1 protein-coding gene (only partly in view) is annotated in these 18,453 nt (G+C 70.9%); it reads left to right on the top strand.

Translation table 11 applies throughout. The features are described from left to right. Window positions 1–487 precede the first annotated feature (487 nt). A protein-coding gene (locus ACX9TP_RS13265) for a non-ribosomal peptide synthase/polyketide synthase (protein WP_482980082.1) crosses the window boundary here: on the top strand, window positions 488–18,453 show its beginning. 21,373 nt of this gene lie beyond the right edge of the window; 17,966 of the gene's 39,339 nt are visible here — the first part of the coding sequence; its start codon is at window positions 488–490; its stop codon lies off the right edge, out of view.

Here is an 18,453-nt window from a genome sequence, read left to right as displayed (position 1 = left end):
GCGCCAAGAGCAGCGCACGCTGACGCTTGAACGCCGGAAGAAGTTCCCGCCGTGGGCGGGCCGCGCCACACCGGGCGCGGCTCGCCCGTGGACTCGGCCCTGGCGGCAACTCAGTGAGCGGCACCTGGCTGTTGCACCACGACGGCATGCGCGTCAGCCCCTCTTGGCGGCGCGGCTCGTGGGGTTTCCGATGGGCCCGAAACGCGACGACGCCTGATCGCTCGCACGGGGGGCGACTGGACCTTCTTGATTTGCTTGCTTGGGACGAGAGCGCGTCAGCTTCGCCCTTCTGACTCCCCCCGACGGCGATTGGAGAATGGCTCGCCTCCGGGTCTATTCTCGCTTTCGCGGACTTGTTTCATCCCACTGTCCCCCTCGCTGGAGATTCTCGTGTTTTCGCGTTCAACCCGGCCTGGCTGGTGTCGCTTGCAGTGGAGCAGACGCCCCGAGGCCGGCACGCGCGACTCACTGGAATACGCATAACCCTATGGCGTTGACCCCAGATCAGAAGCGCGCGCGGCTCGCGGAGCTGCTGCGCGAGAAGAACCGTCAGTCCCGTCGTGCGCCGGTGTCCTTCGCGCAAGAGCGGATGTGGTTCCAGGAGCGGCTCAACCCGGGCAGCGCCGCCTTCAACATCCCCACCGCCGTGCGCCTGTCCGGCGAGCTCAACGTCGACGCACTCCGCCGCTCACTTCAGGAACTGGTGCAGCGTCACGAGGCGCTTCGCACCACCTTCGTCGAGCAGGACGGGCGCGTGTTGCAGCACATCGCCCCCTCGCTCGACGTCGCCCTGCCCGTGGTGGAGGTGCAGGACGGCGCTCCCTCCGAGCGTGAGGCCGAGGCCTGGAGCCTCCTGCACGCCGACGCACGGAAGCCCTTCGACGTGGAGAAAGGTCCGCTGCTTCGCACGCTGCTCTACCGCTGGGGCCCAGGCGAATACCTGCTGCTTCTCAACGTGCACCACATCGTCTCCGACGGGTGGACGATGGGCGTGCTGGTACGGGAGTTGGGGGCGCTCTACCCCTCTCTCGCCGCGGGTCAACCCTCCCCGCTGCCACCGCTGCCCATGCAGTACGCGGACTTCGCGACGTGGCAGCGCGACTGGCTCAAGGGCGAGACGCTGGACTCGCAGCTCGCGTACTGGCGCGACCAGCTGGACGCCGACGCCATGCTGGAGCTGCCCACGGACAAGCCCCGTCCTCCCGTGGCCAGCACCGACGGTGCTCGTCTCACGGTGGTGCTGCCTCCCGCGCTGCTCCAGTCGCTCAAGGAGCTGGCCGGACGCGAGGGCCGCACCCTCTTCACCCTCCTGCTGTCCGCCTACCAGGCGCTGCTGTCTCGCTACTGCTGCCAGGACGACGTCGTCGTCGGCACTCCCATCGCCGGCCGCAACCGCTCCGAGCTCGAAGGCCTCATCGGCCTTTTCGTCAACACCCTCGCCCTTCGCGCCGACCTCTCCGCGGACCCGTCCTTCCTCGCCTTGATGGCCCGGGTGCATGAGGTGTCGCTGGGCGCCTTCGCCCACCAGGAAGTCCCCTTCGAGAAGCTGGTGGAGGCGCTCCAGCCCGAGCGCAAGCTGAGCAGTACGCCGCTTTTCCAGGTGATGTTCGCCCTGCAGAACGCGCCCCTGCCTCCGCTGCGGGTGCCGGGGCTGACGTTGGAAATGCAGCCGGTGGACAGCGGCACCAGCCAGGTGGACCTGACGCTGCTGGCCACCGAGCTGCCCCAGGGCCTGCGCCTCGCCGCGGTGTACCGCACGGACCTCTTCGAGGAGCCGACGGTGCGAAGGCTGCTGGCGCACTTCCAGACGCTGCTGGAGGGCATCGCCGCGCACCCAGAAGCGCGCCTGTCCGAGCTGCCGCTGATGGACGCCGCCGAGCAGCGGCAGCTACTGCGCGACTGGAGCACCACCGCCTCCGACTACCCGCGCGAGGCCACGCTGCCTGACGTCTTCGCCGGGGTGGTGGCCCGCTACCCGGACCATGTCGCCGTGGAGTTCGGCGACTCTCGCCTCACCTATCGCCAGCTCGACGAGCGCTCCAACCAACTCGCACACCACCTGCGCGGATTGGGCGTGGGTGCCGACTCCCGCGTCGCGCTCGCCGTCGAGCGCTCGGTGGAGCTCATCGTCTCCCTCGTCGCCATCCTTAAGGCCGGCGGCGCCTACGTCCCCCTGGACCCGTCCTACCCGCGTCAGCGACTGGCCGGCATGGTGGAGGACGCGGCACCCCAGACGCTCGTCACCACGCGCGCCTTCCTCTCCAAGCTGCCCGTGGAAGGCCTCTCCACCGTCGTGCTGGAGGATGCCGCCTTCGCCTCCGAGCCGACGCATGCGCCGCCCCCCGTCGCCCTGCCCGACTCGCTGGCGTACGTGGACTTCACCTCCGGCTCCACCGGCAGGCCCAAGGGCGTGGGCTCCACCCACCGCGGCGTGCTGCGCACCCTCCTCGGCGTCGACTACGCACGCTTCGGGCCTGACGAAGTCCTCCTCCAGTTCGCCCCCATCTCCTTCGACGCCTCCACCTTCGAAATCTGGGGCGCGCTGCTGCACGGCGCTCGGCTCGTCGTCATGCCTCCCCAGGCCGCGTCCCTGGAGGAGCTGGGCCACGCCATCCAGTCCTCGGGCGTCACCACGCTGTGGGCCACCATTGGCCTGTTCACCCAATTGGTGGACAACCCTCCGCCAGGGCTGAGCACGGTGAAGCACCTCATGACGGGCGGTGACGTCGTGTCGCCCGCCCACGTGCGCCGCGCCGTGGAAGGGCTGCGCATCCCCGTCACCGCCTTCTACGGCCCCACCGAGACCACCGTCTTCGCCACGTCCTACCCGGTGACTCGCGCAGAGCAGGTGGGCACCACCGTCCCCATCGGCCGGCCCATCGGCAGCACGCGCCTGTACGTGCTGGACACGCACGGCCAGCCCGTTCCCGTCGGCGTCGCCGGCGAGCTGTTCATCGGCGGCGACGGCGTGGCCCGCGGCTACGTCGGCCAGCCCGCCCTCACCGCCGAGCGATTCATCCCCGACGCCTTCTCCAGCATCCCAGGCGCCCGCCTCTATCGCACGGGAGACCGGGCTCGCTGGCTTGCCGGCGGCGTGCTGGACTTCGTCGGACGCGCGGACACGCAGGTGAAGCTGCGTGGCTTCCGCATTGAGCCGGGCGAAATCGAGTCCGCGCTCTCCGCGCACCCCGGCGTGCTGCAAGCCCTGGTGCTCGTGCGCGAGGACCAGCCCGGTGACAAGCGGCTGGTGGCCTATGTGGTGCCCTCTCCGGGTCAGTCGGTGGACACCGAAGCGCTCCGGGAGGCCCTCAAGCAGCGGCTGCCCGACTACATGGTGCCCTCCGCCCTGGTGCGACTGGACGCCTTCCCGCTGACAGCCAACGGAAAGGTGGACCGCAAGGCCTTGCCGGCTCCCGAGCTGGGCTCCGCTCCTGACCGGTACGTCGCCCCGCGCACGCCCACTGAAGAGACTCTCGCGGCGCTCTGGGTCGAGGTGCTCCGCGTGCCGCGCGTGGGCGCCGAGGACCACTTCTTCGAGCTGGGTGGCCACTCCCTGCTGGCCACCCAGGTGGTCTCCCGCATCCGCGTCAGCCTGGGCGTGGAGCTGCCCCTGCGCGAGCTGTTCCGGCTCCCGGTCCTCTCCGCGCTGGCCCGCCACATGGACTCGGTGCTCCAGGCCCGGCAGCAGGCGCGGGCCACCCCGGAAGTCCTCGTCGCACCGTCCCAGGACTCGCTGCCCCTGTCCTTCGCGCAGCAGCGGTTGTGGTTCATCGACCAGCTCCAGCCCGGCGGCGCCGTCTACAACATGCCCTTCGCGCTGCGGTTGGAGGGCTCGCTGGACGTGGTCGCGCTGGAGGCGTCGCTCACCCAGGTGGTGGAACGCCACGAGTCGCTGCGCACCACCTTCGCCGCGCGCGAAGGCCAGCCCGTGCAGCACATCCACCCGCCCGCGCCCTTCTGCCTCTCCATGAGGGACCTGCGTGGAGTGCCCGCCTCCGAGCGTCAAACCGAGGCCCGCCGCCAGGCTGTCGCCGAGGCCACCCGTCCCTTCGACCTGGGGAAGGGGCCACTGCTGCGTGCAGTCCTGCTGCGGCTCGACGACTCCGAGCACCTGCTGCTGCTGACCCTGCACCACATCGTCTCCGACGGCTGGTCCATGGGTGTCCTCGTACGGGAGCTTGGAGCCCTGTACGCGGCGCGCATCTCCGGCGTGCCCGCGGCCCTGCCGCCCCTGCCCATGCAATACGCCGGCTTCGCGAGCTGGCAGCGCAGCTGGCTGCAGGGCGAGGTGCTCTCGCGGCAGCTCGACTACTGGAGGCAGCAGCTCTCCGGGGCCCCCGCCCTGCTGGAGCTGCCCACCGACAGGCCTCGTCCCTCCGTGCCGACCTACCGCGGCGCGAAGCAGTCCCTTCTCCTCCCGGCGGACCTGAGCGCCTTCATCCAGGCGCTATCGAAGCGCCACGGCGTGACGCCGTTCATGACGCTGCTGGCGGCCTTCCAGACGCTGCTGCACCGATACTCCGGGCAGGATGACCTCGTCGTCGGCTCGCCCATCGCCGGCCGTAACCGCGCGGAGACCGAAGGGCTCATCGGCTTCTTCGTCAACACCCTGGTGCTGCGCGCGCGGGTGACTGCGAGCACCACCTTCGCCCAGCTGCTGGAGCAGGTGAAGGAGACCACCCTGGGCGGCTACGAGCACCAGGACGTCCCCTTCGAGAAGCTCGTCGAGGAGCTGCGTCCTCCGCGCGACGCGAGCTACTCGCCGCTCTTCCAGGTCATCTTCGCCCTGCAGAACATGCCCATGGGGGCGCTGGAGCTGCCGGGGCTTCGTCTGGAGCCGCTCGAAGCGGGCGAGGCCGGCTCCAAGTTCGACCTGGAGCTCACCTTCACGGAGACACCCCTGGGCTACCAGGGTGCGCTCCGCTACAGCACAGACCTGTTCGACGACGCGACGGCGACGCGACTGCTGGCGCACTTCCGGACGCTGCTGGAGGGCATCGCCGCGCATCCGCAAGCGCGGCTGTCCGAGCTGCCGCTGATGGACGAAGCCGAGCAGCGGCAGCTACTGCGCGACTGGAGCACCACCGCCTCCGACTACCCGCGCGAGTCCACACTGCCTGACGTCTTCGCCGGGGTGGTGGCCCGCTTCCCGGACCATGTCGCCGTGGAGTTCGGCGACTCTCGCCTCACCTATCGCCAGCTCGATGAGCGCTCCAACCGGCTCGCGCACCACCTGCGCGGATTGGGCGTGGGTGCCGACTCTCGCGTCGCGCTCGCCGTCGAGCGCTCGCTGGAGCTCGTCGTTTCGCTGGTGGCCATCCTCAAGGCTGGTGGCGCCTACGTCCCCTTGGACCCGTCCTATCCGCGTCAGCGACTGACCGGCATGGTGGAGGATGCGGCACCCCAGACGCTCGTCACCACGCGCGCCTTCCTCTCCAAGCTGCCCGTGGAAGGCCTCTCCACCGTCGTGTTGGAGGATGCCGCCTTCGCTTCCGAGCCGACGCATGCGCCGACCCCCGTCGCCCTGCCCGACTCGCTGGCGTACGTGGACTTCACCTCCGGCTCCACCGGCCGCCCCAAGGGCGTGGGTACCACCCACCGCGGCGTGCTGCGCACCCTCCTTGGCGTCGACTACGCACGCTTCGGACCCGACGAAGTCCTCCTCCAGTTCGCCCCCATCTCCTTCGACGCCTCCACCTTTGAAATCTGGGGCGCGCTGCTGCACGGCGCTCGGCTCGTCGTCATGCCTCCGCAGGCCGCGTCCCTGGAGGAGCTGGGCCGCGCCATCCAGTCCTCGGGCGTCACCACGCTGTGGGCCACCATTGGCCTGTTCACCCAATTGGTGGACAACCCTCCGCCAGGGCTGAGCACGGTGAAGCACCTCATGACGGGCGGTGACGTCGTGTCGCCCGCTCACGTGCGCCGCGCCGTGGAAGGGCTGCGCATCCCCGTCACCGCCTTCTACGGCCCCACCGAGACCACCGTCTTCGCCACGTCCTACCCGGTGACTCGCGCAGAGCAGGTGGGCACCTCCGTGCCCATCGGCCGGCCCATCGGCAGCACGCGCCTGTACGTGCTGGACACGCACGGCCAGCCGGTGCCCGTGGGTGTCGTCGGTGAGCTCTACATCGGCGGCGACGGCCTCGCGCGCGGCTACCTGGGCCAGCCCGCCCTCACCGCCGAGCGCTTCATCCCCGACACCTTCTCTGGCAGCCCCGGCGCCCGCCTCTACCGCACCGGAGACCTGGTGCGCTGGCTTGCCGGCGGCGTGCTGGACTTCGTCGGACGCGCGGACACGCAGGTCAAGGTGCGCGGCTTCCGCATCGAGCTGGGCGAAGTACAGGCCGTCATCTCCACCTTCCCGAGCGTCCGCGAAGCCGTGGTGGTGCCCCGCTCGGATGTGCACGGCGGCAAGCGCCTCGTCGGCTACATCGCGGCCCCCGAGTCCCTCGATGTCGCCGCGCTGCGCGCCTTCCTGGTCGAGCGACTGCCCGACTACATGGTGCCGTCCGCACTGGTGCGGCTGGACGCTCTCCCTCTCACCGCCAACGGGAAGGTCGACCGCAAGGCCCTGCCCGCTCCGGAGTCGACGGCCTCGACCGCCACCGCCGCCTACGTCGCTCCGCGCACCCCCACCGAGGAGCTGCTCGCCGGCCTCTGGGCCGAGGTGCTCGGCCTGCCGCGTGTCGGTGCCGAGGACGACTTCTTCGAGGTGGGCGGCCACTCCCTGCTCGCCACCCGTGTCGTCTCCCGCATTCGCGCCTCCTTCGGCGTGGAGCTCCCGCTGCGCGAGCTCTTCCGGGCGCCCACCGTCGCCGCGCTCGCCGCGCTCATTGATGCCGCCGTGCGTGCCGGTGACACCGGAGCACTTCCTCCCATTGAGCGTGTGCCGCGCGAGCAGAAGCTGCCCCTCTCGTACTCGCAGCAGCGCGTGTGGTTCCTGGACCAGCTCGAGCCCGGCAGCGCGGCCTTCAACATGCCGTTCACCCTGGAGCTGGCCGGCACCCTCGACGCCGAGGCACTGCGGCGGTCCCTGGAAGCCCTGCTGCACCGCCACGAGTCCCTGCGCACCACCTTCCACGGTGACGCCGAGGGCCCCGTGCAGCGCATCCACGCTCCCGCTCCGCTGGAGATGGCCCTCATCGACCTGAGCGGCCTTCCTCCTGAACAGCGCCAGGCGGAAGCCCGGCGGCGCATCAACGCGGACTCCCTGCGCCCCTTCGACCTCGCCACCGGTCCGCTGCTGCGCGCCATGCTCCTGAAGCTCGGGGCGCAGTCGCACGTGCTGCTGCTCAACGTCCACCACATCGCGGCGGACGGCTGGTCCATGAGCGTCCTGGTGCGGGAGCTCGGCGTCATCTACCCCGCCCTCACCGCGAGTCTTCCCTTCGTCCTGCCAGCGCTCCCACTCCAATACGCGGACTACGCCGCCTGGCAGCGCAAGTGGCTGGAGGGGGCGGAGCTGGAGAAGCAGCTCACCTGGTGGCGCCGCCAGCTCGACGGAGCGGCGCAGGACTTGGAGCTGCCCACCGACAGGCCGCGCAACCACGACGCCTCCCCTCCGGGGGCCCTGGCGCCCGTCCTACTCCCCCGCGAGCTGGCCACGGCGGTGGAGGCCTTCTGCAACCGCGAGGGCCTCACGCCCTTCATGCTCTTCCTGGCCGCCTTCCAGCTGCTGCTGTCGCGCTACTCCGGCCAGGACGACATCTCCGTCGGCTCGCCCGTCGCAGGACGCAACCGCATCGAACTGGAGGGCCTCGTCGGCTTCTTCCTCAACACCCTGGTGATGCGCACCCGCCTGGACGGCGACCCCACCGTGCGCGAGCTGCTGGGCCGCGCGCGGGAGATGGCGCTGGGCGCCTACGCCCATCAGCACGTCCCCTTCGAGCGCCTCCAGCCGATGCGCGACTTGCGTCAGGCGCCGCTGTTCCGGGTGATGTTCATCCTGCAGAACATGCCGACCACGGAACTGGCCCTGCCAGGGCTGGTGATGCGCAGCGCGCCCCTGGGAGACCACACCGCCAAGTTCGACCTGACGCTGACGCTGACGCGCAGCCAGGAGGGCTTCGAGGGCGCGCTGGACTACCGCGCCGACCTGTTCGAGGCGTCCACCATGGAGCGGATGGCTCGCCACCTGCGCACGCTCGTGGAGGCCCTGGTGGCCTCCCCGGGGAAGCGCCTGTCCGAGCTGTCGCTGCTCTCCAGCGAGGAACGGCAGCGGCTGCTGGTCGACTGGAACGCCACCCGGGCGGACTTCCCGGAGGCGTGCGTCCACTCGCTCTTCGAGGCCCAGGTGCGCCGCGCGCCGGATGCGCGGGCTGCCTCCTTCGAGGGACAGCACCTCACCTACGCGCAGCTTGATGCCAAGGCCAACCAGCTCGCGCACGCGCTGCGCCGCCGGGGCGTCGGGCCCGAGGTCCGCGTCGCGCTCAGCGTGGAGCGTTCGCTGGACATCGTCGTGGGCCTGCTCGGCATCCTCAAGGCCGGTGGCGCCTGGGTGCCTGTGGATCCACTGCTGCCGCGTGAGCGCCTGGCCTTCATGCTGGAGGACAGCGGCGCGGTGGTGCTGGTGACTCAGTCCGTACTGGTGGAGCGCTTCCCCGAGGCACACCGTGCCCGCGCCCTCTGCCTGGACTCCGAGAAGGACGCGCTCTCGCGTGAGAGCACCGAAGCGCCGGTGACGGGCGTGGCCCCGTACCACCTGGCCTACCTGCTCTACACCTCCGGCAGCACCGGCACGCCCAAGGGCACCGCCGTCGAGCACCGCAGTGTCGCCAACCTCGTCACCCATGAGGCGGTGGCGTACGGCATCGGCCCCGGCAGCCGCGTGTTGCAGTTCGCCAGCCTCTCCTTCGACCTGTCGGTGGAAGAAGTCTTCACCACGCTGTGCTCCGGGGCCTCGCTGGTGCTGGCGCCCCTGGAGAAGCTGATGCCGGGCGCGCCGCTGCAGAAGCTGCTGCGCGAAGAAGCCCTCTCCGTCATCAGCCTCACGCCCGCGGCGCTGGCGGCCACGTCGGCGGAAGGACTGCCCGAGCTGCGCACCGTCATCTCCGGTGGCGAAGCCCTGCCCGCGGACGTGGTGGCGCGCTGGGCTCCGGGCCGGCGCCTGCTCAACACCTATGGCCCCACAGAGGCCACGGTGATTGCCACGCTCGCCGAGTGCCTCGCGGACGGGCGCGTCCCGTCCATCGGCCGGCCCCTGGCCAACGTGCGCGCGTACGTGCTGGACGTGCGTGGAGAGCCAGTGCCCGTGGGCGTGAAGGGCGAGCTGTACGTGGGCGGAGTCGGCGTGGCGCGCGGCTACGCGGGCCGCCCCGCCCTCACCGCCGAGCGCTTCCTCCCGGACCCGTTCTCCGGCGAGGCCGGTGCCCGGCTGTACCGCACGGGCGACGTGGTGCGTTGGCGCCAGGACGGCACGCTCGACTTCGTCGGCCGCGCGGATGCACAGGTCAAGGTGCGTGGCTTCCGCATCGAGCTGGGCGAGGTGGAGTCCGCCCTGGCGAAGCTGCCGGGGGTGCGAGAGGCCGTCGTCGTCGCACGTGAGGACGGCCCCGCTGGCAAGCGGCTGGTGGGCTACGTCGTGGCACACGAGGGCACGCAGACGGACGGCGCCGCACTGCGCACCGCGCTAAAGGACGTCCTGCCCGAGTACATGGTGCCGTCGGCCATGGTGGTGCTGCCGGCGATGCCGCTGACGTCCAACGGCAAGGTGGACCGCAAGGCCCTGCCTGCGCCGGACTTCGCGAGCGACGCCCGGGACTACGTCGCGCCCCGCACGCCCACCGAGCAGCGCCTCGCGGAGCAGTGGTGCCAGCTCCTCGGTCTCGAGCGCGTGGGCGTCAGCGACAACTTCTTCGACCTCGGCGGACACTCGCTGCTGGCCACCCAGGCCGTCAGTCGTATCCGCCAGGGCTTCGGCGTGGAGCTGCCGCTTCGCGAGCTGTTCGTGGGACCCACCCTCGAAGGGGTGGCTCGCCTGATTGACGCCGCGGTCGCGGGAGGCGGTGCGCCCACGGCGCCACGGCAGCGTGAGGCCCTCGCGCTGTCACTGCCTGTCCTCCCCCTGGAGGAAGTCGCCGCACGAGAGAAGGCGAAGCCCCTTGCCGAGCCGCAGGCCGTGCTGTCCGCCGAGGAGCGGCAGCGGGTACTGGTGGAGTGGAACGCGACTTCTACCGAGTACCCCCGCGGCTCCACCCTGCCCGAGGTCTTCGCGCAGGTGGTGGCCCGCTTCCCCGAAAAGGTCGCCGTCGAGTTCGGGGATTCGAAGCTCACCTACCGGCAGTTGGATGAGCGAGCCAACGCGCTCGCCTGGCACCTGCGCGGCCTGGGCGTGTCCACCGACTCGCGCGTGGCCCTCGCCGTGGACCGCTCGCTGGAGCTGGTGGTGGCCCTGGTCGCCATCCTCAAGGCTGGCGGCGCCTACGTGCCGCTGGACTCCTCGTACCCGCGCGAGCGCCTCGCGGCCATGCTGGAGGACTCCGCCCCCAGCGTGCTCGTCACCACGCGCGCCCTGCTGCCCAAGCTGCCTTCCCACGGGCTCGCCACCGTCGTGCTGGAGGACGTGGCGCTCTCAGGCCTGCCCACGCACGCGCCGCCTTCCTCCGCCCTGTCCGACAGCCTCGCGTACATCGACTTCACCTCCGGCTCCACCGGCCGCCCCAAGGGCGTCGGCACCCTCCAGTCCGCCGTGCTGCGCACCGTCTTCGGCGTCGACTACGCCCACCTCGGACCGGACGAGACGTTCCTCCTGCTCGCCCCCATCTCCTTCGACGCCTCCACCCTGGAGCTGTGGGGCCCGCTGCTTCATGGCGCACGGCTGGCCATCTTCCCGCCCCACTCTCCCTCGGACCTGCTCGAGCTGGAGTCCGTGCTGCAGAAGCACGCCGTCACCACCCTGCACCTCACCGCCGGCCTCTTCACCCAGGTGGTGGACCACAACTTCCCCGCCCTTCGTGGCGTGAAGCAGTTGCTCACCGGTGGCGACGTCGTCAGTGCACCCCATGTCCGCCGGGTGCTGGAAGGAATGTCCATTCCGGTGACGGCCTGCTACGGCCCCACCGAGGGCACCCTCTTCACCTCCTGCCACCGCATGACGGACGTCGCCCACGTCGGCACCTCCGTCCCCATCGGCCGGCCCATCGGCAACACCCAGGTATACGTCCTGGACGCCTCCGGTCAGCCCGTGGCTCCGGGCGTCATCGGTGAGCTTCTCATCGGCGGCGACGGCCTCGCCCGTGGCTACGTCGGCCAGCCCTCCCTCACCGCAGAGCGCTTCGTCCCCAACCCCTTCTCCTCCTCTCCCGGCGCCCGCCTCTACCGCACCGGGGACCTCGCCCGCTGGCGCACCGACGGCGTGCTGGAGTTCCTCGGCCGAGCGGACGCGCAGGTGAAGGTGCGCGGCTACCGCATCGAGCTGGCCGAAGTCGAAGCCGCCCTGCTCGCCTTCCCCGAGGTGCGCGAGGCCGTCGTCGTGGCCCGCGAGGACTCGCCCGGCGACAAGCGCCTCGTCGGCTACGTCGTCGCGCCCGCGTCCCTGGACATGGGCGGCCTGCGCTCGGCCCTCAAGGAAGCACTGCCCGAGTACATGGTGCCCTCCGTCCTCACCCGGCTGGAGGCACTGCCCCTCACCGCCAACGGCAAGGTGGACCGCAAGGCACTGCCAGCCCCTTCGGCCTTCCAGGACCGCGTCCCCACCCGTGCACCTCGCACCGACTGCGAGCGCGAACTGGCCACGCTCTGGGCTCGCGTCCTCCACCTGGACACCGTGGGCGCGGAGGACAACTTCTTCGAACTGGGCGGCCACTCGCTGACGGCCACCCAGGTGCTCTCGCGCATCCGCCAGCACTTCGGCGTGGAGCTGTCCTTCCGCGACTTCTTCGCCGCACCCACCATCGCGGCGCTGGCGGAACACATCGAGACCCTGGCCGGCTCGCGTACCGTTTCGTCCCAGCCGCTGCTCCGACCCCGGACGCAGAGCGGCCCGCAGCCGCTCTCCTTCGCGCAGCAGAGGCTCTGGTTCTTCGCGAAGCTCGACCCGGACAGCCCCGCCTACAACCTTCCCTTCGCCGTGCGCCTGGAGGGCGTGCTCGACGTGCCCGCGCTCGCCAGCGGCCTGCGTGCGCTTCTCCAGCGTCACGAGTCCCTGCGCACCACCTTCCACGAGCACGAGCACCAGCCCGTGCAGGTCATCGACGCCGGGGCCGTGCTACCCGCGGGCTTTGTGGACCTGGAAGCCCTGCCTGAGGACGAGCGCGAGGACTCGCTCCAGCGCGCCCTCGAGTACGAGACCGGCCAGCCCTTCAACCTGGAGACGGGCCCGCTCTGGCGCGTGCTCCTGGTGCGCCTGTCCGCGGAGCAGCACGTCCTGCTGCTCACCCTGCACCACGTCATCGCGGACGGCTGGTCCATGGGTGTATTCGTCCAGGAGTTGGCCACGCTCTACACGGCCCATGCCGAGGGCCTGCCCGCGCGCCTGGAGCCACTGCCGGTGCAGTACGCCGACTTCGCGCTCTGGCAGCGAGACTGGCTGCGCGATGAAGCACTGGACGCCCAGCTCGGCTGGTGGCGCCAGCAACTCCAGGGCGCGCCCCGTGCCCTTGCCCTGCCTACCGACAAGCCGCGTCCCACGACGCAGTCGACTCGCGGCGCCGGGCACCCGTTCCACCTCCCTCGCGAGCTCTCCGACGCCCTCGACGCGCTCTGCCGCCAGGAAGGGGCGACTCCCACCATGGTGGTGCTCGCCGCCTTCCAGGCGCTGCTGGCCCGCTACTCCGGCCAGGACGACGTCGCCGTCGGCATGCCCATCGCCGGCCGCACGCACGCGGAGCTGGAAGGGCTCATCGGCTTCTTCGTCAACACGCTGGTGCTGCGCACGAAGCTGGACGGAGACCCCAGCTTCCGCACGCTGCTCGGCCGCGTGCGCGACATGACGCTCGGCGCCTACGCCCACCAGGACGTCCCCTTCGAGAAGCTGGTGGAAGCCCTGCGCCCCGAGCGCGAGGCCGGACGTACCCCGCTCTTCCAGGTCATGCTCGCGTTCCAGAACGCGCCCATGCCGAAGATGATGGGCGCGGGACTGAGGCTGAGCCCGCTCACGGCCGAACACCGCTCGGCGAAGTTCGACCTCACCCTGGCCCTCACCGACCGTAGCGAGGGCATCAAGGGCCAGCTCGAGTACAGCACCGACCTGTTCAACGCCGCGACGGCAGCGCGGATGGTGGGGCACCTGCGCGTGCTGCTGGAAGGCGCGCTGGCGAATCCGGACCGCCCACTCTCCACGGTGTCCTTCCTCACCGAAGAGGAGCGGCACCTGCTGTTCCACGCCTGGAAGGAGCCCGGCGCCACCACGGCCGCGGACGCCAGCCTGCACCGTCTCCTCCAGGCGCAGGCGCGACTCACGCCCGACGCGGTGGCCGCGGAGCATGACGGCCAGACGCTCACCTGGCGCGAGCTTCACCAGCGCGCCCGCGAGGTCCACCGGGTGCTGTTCAAGCACGGGCTGGCCGAGCTGCCCGAGCCGCCTCCGCTCACGCCTGTTTCGCGCACGGACGCACTGCCGCTGTCCTTCGCGCAGCACCGACTGTGGTTCATCGACCAGCTCGAACCCGGCACGCCCGCGTACAACATCCCCCTCGGCGTGCGCATGGAGGGCCTGCTCCATGTGAATGCGCTCCAGCACGCGCTCACCGAGCTGGTGCGCCGCCACGAGTCGCTGCGCACCACCTTCCACGAGCACGAGGGCCATCCCGTCCAGCACATCGCTCCGGCGTATGAGCTGTCGCTGCCCGTGGTCGACCTGACCACTCACGGCCCGGCCGCCCTCGACGAGGCGAAGCGCCTCGTGTCCCAGGAAGGCGCCCACCGCTTCAACCTGGCCAAGGGGCCGCTGCTGCGCGCCCTGCTGCTACGGCTGGCCCCGGCCGAGCACGTGCTGGTGCTCAACCTGCACCACATCGTCTCGGACGGCTGGTCCATGGGCGTGCTGGTGCGTGAAGTCGCCGCCAACTACGAAGCCTTCCGCCATGGCCGGCCCTCACCGCTGCCCGAGCTTCCCGTGCAGTACGCCGACTACGCCGTCTGGCAGCGCGAGTGGCTCCAGGCGGAGGTGCTCGATACGCAGCTCGGCTACTGGCGCCGCCACCTCTCGGGCGCCGCGACGCTGCAACTGCCCACCGACAAGCCCCGCCCGCCGGTGCAGACCTTCCATGGCGGCCAGCTCCCCGTCCACCTGCCGCGGGCCCTGACCCAGACGCTCAAGGCGCTCTGTCAGCGCGAGGGCGTCACCCCGTTCATGCTCCTGCTGGCCTCCTGGCAGGCCCTGCTCGCGCGCTACTCGGGACAGGAGGACATCAGCGTCGGCTCGCCCATCGCCGGCCGTCAGCGCGGCGAGCTGGAAGGCCTCATCGGTTTCTTCGTCAACACGCTGGTGCTCCGTACCCAGGTGCGCGGCGGCGAGTCCTTCCGCCACCTGCTTCAGCAGGTGAGGGAGACGGCCCTGGGCGCCTACGCCCACCAGGACGTGCCCTTCGAGCGACTGGTGGAAGAGCTGCGCCCCGAGCGCGACAGGAGCCGCGCTCCGCTCTTCCAGGTCAGCTTCGCGTTGCAGAACGTCTTGACCGCCAGCTCCCAGCCGCATTCCGAGCTCGCCTTGCGCCCGTTGGAGGTGGAGGGGCGTGCCGTCAAGTTCGACCTGGAGCTGAGCCTGGCGGAATTCCCGGACGGCTACCGGGGAGAGCTCGGCTACAACACCGACCTGTTCGACGGTGCCACCGTCGAACGGCTGGCCGGGCACTTCCGCGTGCTGGTGGAAGCACTGGCCGCCCGTCCCGAGGCCCCGCTGGATTCCGTCTCCCTGCTGACGGAGGCCGAGCGGCACCAGGTCCTGGTGGAGTGGAATGCCACCGCCACCCGATTCTCCGGCGACGCGAGCATCCACCAGCGCGTCGAGGCACAGGCACGGCGCACCCCGGATGCGCTGGCCGTGGAGTCCGACGACGCGCGACTCACCTACCGTGAGCTGGATTCGCGCGCCAACCACCTCGCCCATGCGCTGCTCGCCCGGGGCGTTCGCACCGGCGACCGCGTCGCGCTGTGCGTGCAGCGCTCCCCCGACATGGTGGTGGGCCTGCTGGGCATCCTCAAGGCCGGCGCCGCCTACGTGCCGCTGGCGCCGGACTACCCACGCGAGCGCCTGGCCTTCATGCTCCAGGACTGCGGCGCCCGCGTGCTGCTCACCCAGTCCTCGCTGCTCGGCCTGCTGCCCGAGGGCACCGACGTCGTGTGCCTCGACTCCGACGCCTTCTCCTCTCACGAGCACAAGGGCGCACCGGCCGTCTCCGTCTCCGCGGACGACGTCGCCTACGTCATCTACACCTCGGGCAGCACCGGACAGCCCAAGGGCGTGCTCATCCCGCATGGCGCCCTCGTCAACCACATGGCGTGGTTCCTCTCCTCCTTCGGCCTCTCCTCCGAAGACAGGGTGCTTCAGAAGACGCCGCTGAGCTTCGACGCCTCCGTCTGGGAGTGCTGGGCCTCGCTCCTGGTGGGCGCGCCCCTCGTGCTCGCACCACCCGAAGCCCATCGCGACCCGGCCGCCCTGGTCGCCTGCGTGGTGCGCCAGCGCGTCACCGTCCTCCAGGTGGTCCCCTCCATGCTCCGCTTCATGCTGGAGGAGGAAGCGCTGCGCGGCGCCACGCACCTGCGCTGGCTGTTCTGCGGCGGCGAGGCCCTGGCCTCCGAGCTGGCCCCGCGCCTGCGGGCGCTCCTCCCGGAGACACGGCTCGTCAACCTGTACGGCCCCACTGAAACCACCATCGACGCCACGTCCGCGCTGGCCACGGGCCAGGAGCGCGGCACCACCGTGCCCATCGGCCGGCCGGTGGCCAACACCCGCCTCTACGTGCTCGACGGGCAGCTGCGCCCCGTGCCGCCGGGCGTCCCGGGGGAGTTGTTCATCGGCGGGGCACAGCTCGCCCTGGGCTACCTGGACCGGCCCGCCCTCACCGCCGAGCGCTTCGTCCCCGACGCATTCGCCTCCTCGCCGGGCGCGCGCCTGTACCGCACCGGGGACCAGGTGCGCTGGCTGCGCGACGGCTCGCTGGAGTACCTCGGCCGCGCCGATGCGCAGGTGAAGCTGCGTGGCTTCCGCATCGAGCCGGGCGAAGTCGAAGCCGCGCTGCTCGCCTTCCCCCAGGTGACCCAGGCCGTGGCCCTGGTGCGCGAGGACGTCGCTGGCAACCAGCGCCTCGTCGGCTACGTCGCCGCGCCCGCGTCGCTCGACATGGCCGCGCTGCGTACCTTCCTCGTGCAGCGGCTGCCCGAGTACATGGTGCCCTCCGCCTTCATGGTGCTGGAGGCGCTGCCGCTGACGCCCAATGGCAAGGTGGACAGGAAGGCCCTGCCCGTCCCCGAAGCGGCCTCGTCCGCCGGGTCCTTCGTCGCCCCGCGCACCCCCACCGAGGAGAAGCTGGCGTCGGTCTTCGCGGCCATCCTCCGGCTGCCCCAGGTGAGCGTCACCGGGAACTTCTTCGAGCTGGGCGGCCACTCCCTGCTGGCCACACAGGTCATCTCCCGCATCCGTTCCCAGCTCGGCGTGGACCTGCCCCTGCGCGCTCTCTTCGAGGCGCCCACCGTCGCCGCGCTCGCCGAGCGCATCGACTCCACGGGAGCCTCCCACCCGGAAACGGCGCCCGCGCTCATCCCCGTACCGCGCACGGGCCCGCTGCCGCTGTCCTTCGCCCAGCAGCGCCTGTGGTTCCTGGACCAGTTCCAGCCCGGCAGCTCCACGTACAGCATGCCGGCCTTCGTGCGCATGGAGGGACAGCTCGACACGGACGCCCTGCGCCGTGCGCTTTCCGAGCTGGCCCACCGCCACGAAGCCCTGCGCACCACCTTCGCCCAGCAGGAGGGCCAGCCCTTCCAGCGCATCGCTCCTCACGGCGAGCTGTCGCTGGAGACGGTGGACCTCAGCGCCGTTCAGCCCGAAGCCGCCCGCGCCGAGCTGGAGCGACGCCTGCGGGACGAAGCCCTCCGTCCCTTCGACCTCGGCACCGGCCCGCTGGTCCGTGCGCAGTTGCTGAAGCTGGGGGCCACCGAGCACGTGTTCGCGCTGAACATGCACCACATCGTCTCGGACGGCTGGTCCATGGGCGTGCTGGTGCGCGAAGTCGCCGCCCTCTACGAGGCCTTCTCCCAGGGCAGGCCTTCACCGCTGCCGCCGCTGCCCATCCAGTACGCCGACTACGCCGTCTGGCAGCGTCAGTGGCTCCAGGGCGCGGTGCTCGATGAGCAGCTCGCCTGGTGGAAGCAGCACCTCTCCGGCGTCTCCACCCTGGAGCTGCCCACCGACAAGCCCCGCCCGCCCGTGCAGACCTTCCATGGCGCACACGTGCCCGTGGTCCTGTCGCGGTCCACATCCGAGCAGCTCAAGGCGCTCTGCCAGCAACAGGGCGCCACGCCCTTCATGGCCCTGCTCGCCGCCTTCCAGGTGCTCCTCTCCCGCTACTCCGGGCAGCAGGACATCACCGTGGGCTCGCCCATCGCGGGCCGTCAGCGAGGCGAGCTGGAAGGCCTCATCGGCTTCTTCGTCAACACCCTGGTGCTGCGCTCCCGCGTGGAGGCCCCGTCCTCCTTCGTCCACCTGCTGCGACAGGTGAAGGAGTCGGCGCTCGGTGCCTACGCCCACCAGGACGTGCCCTTCGAGCGGCTGGTGGAGGAATTGAAGCTCGTGCGGGACACGAGCCGCAGTCCGCTCTTCCAGGTGTTCTTCGCACTGCAGAACACGCCCACCGCCTCGGCTCAGGGCAAGGGGCTGACGCTGCGCCCGGTCGAGGTGGACAACCCGACCATCAAGTTCGAGCTGCAGCTCGACCTGCTGGAGTCCCCGGAGGGCTACCAGGGAGCGCTGAGCTACAACACCGACCTGTTCGAGCCGGCGACCATCGCCCGCATGGCGGGACACTTCCGCGTGCTCTTGGAGGCGCTCGTCGCCCGGCCTGCGGCCCCCCTCGCCTCCGTGTCCATGCTGTCCGAGACCGAGCGCCGGCAGGTGCTGGTGGAGTGGAACGCGACTTCCACCGACTACCCGCGCGCCTCCACCCTTCCCGAGGTCTTCTCGCAGGTGGTCGCCCGCCATGCCGACAAGGTCGCCGTCGAGTTCGGTGAGCAGAAGCTCACCTACCGGCAGTTGGACGAGCGCGCCAACCCGCTCGCCTGGCACCTGCGCAGCCTGGGTGTGTCCACCGACTCGCGCGTGGCCATTGCCCTGGACCGCTCGCTGGAGCTGATTGTCTCTCTCGTCGCCATCCTCAAGGCCGGCGGCGCCTACGTACCGCTCGACTCGTCGTATCCCCGTGAGCGCCTCGCCGCCATGGTGGAGGATGCCCGTCCGCGCGTGCTCATCACCTCGCGTGAGTTGCTCGCGAAGCTGCCCACCGAGGGGCTGGCCACCGTGGT

It is taken from the genome of Pyxidicoccus sp. M15 (assembly GCF_056858435.1).
Note: the sequence above shows the minus strand (reverse complement) of the source record. Positions and strands in the feature narration are given on the sequence as shown.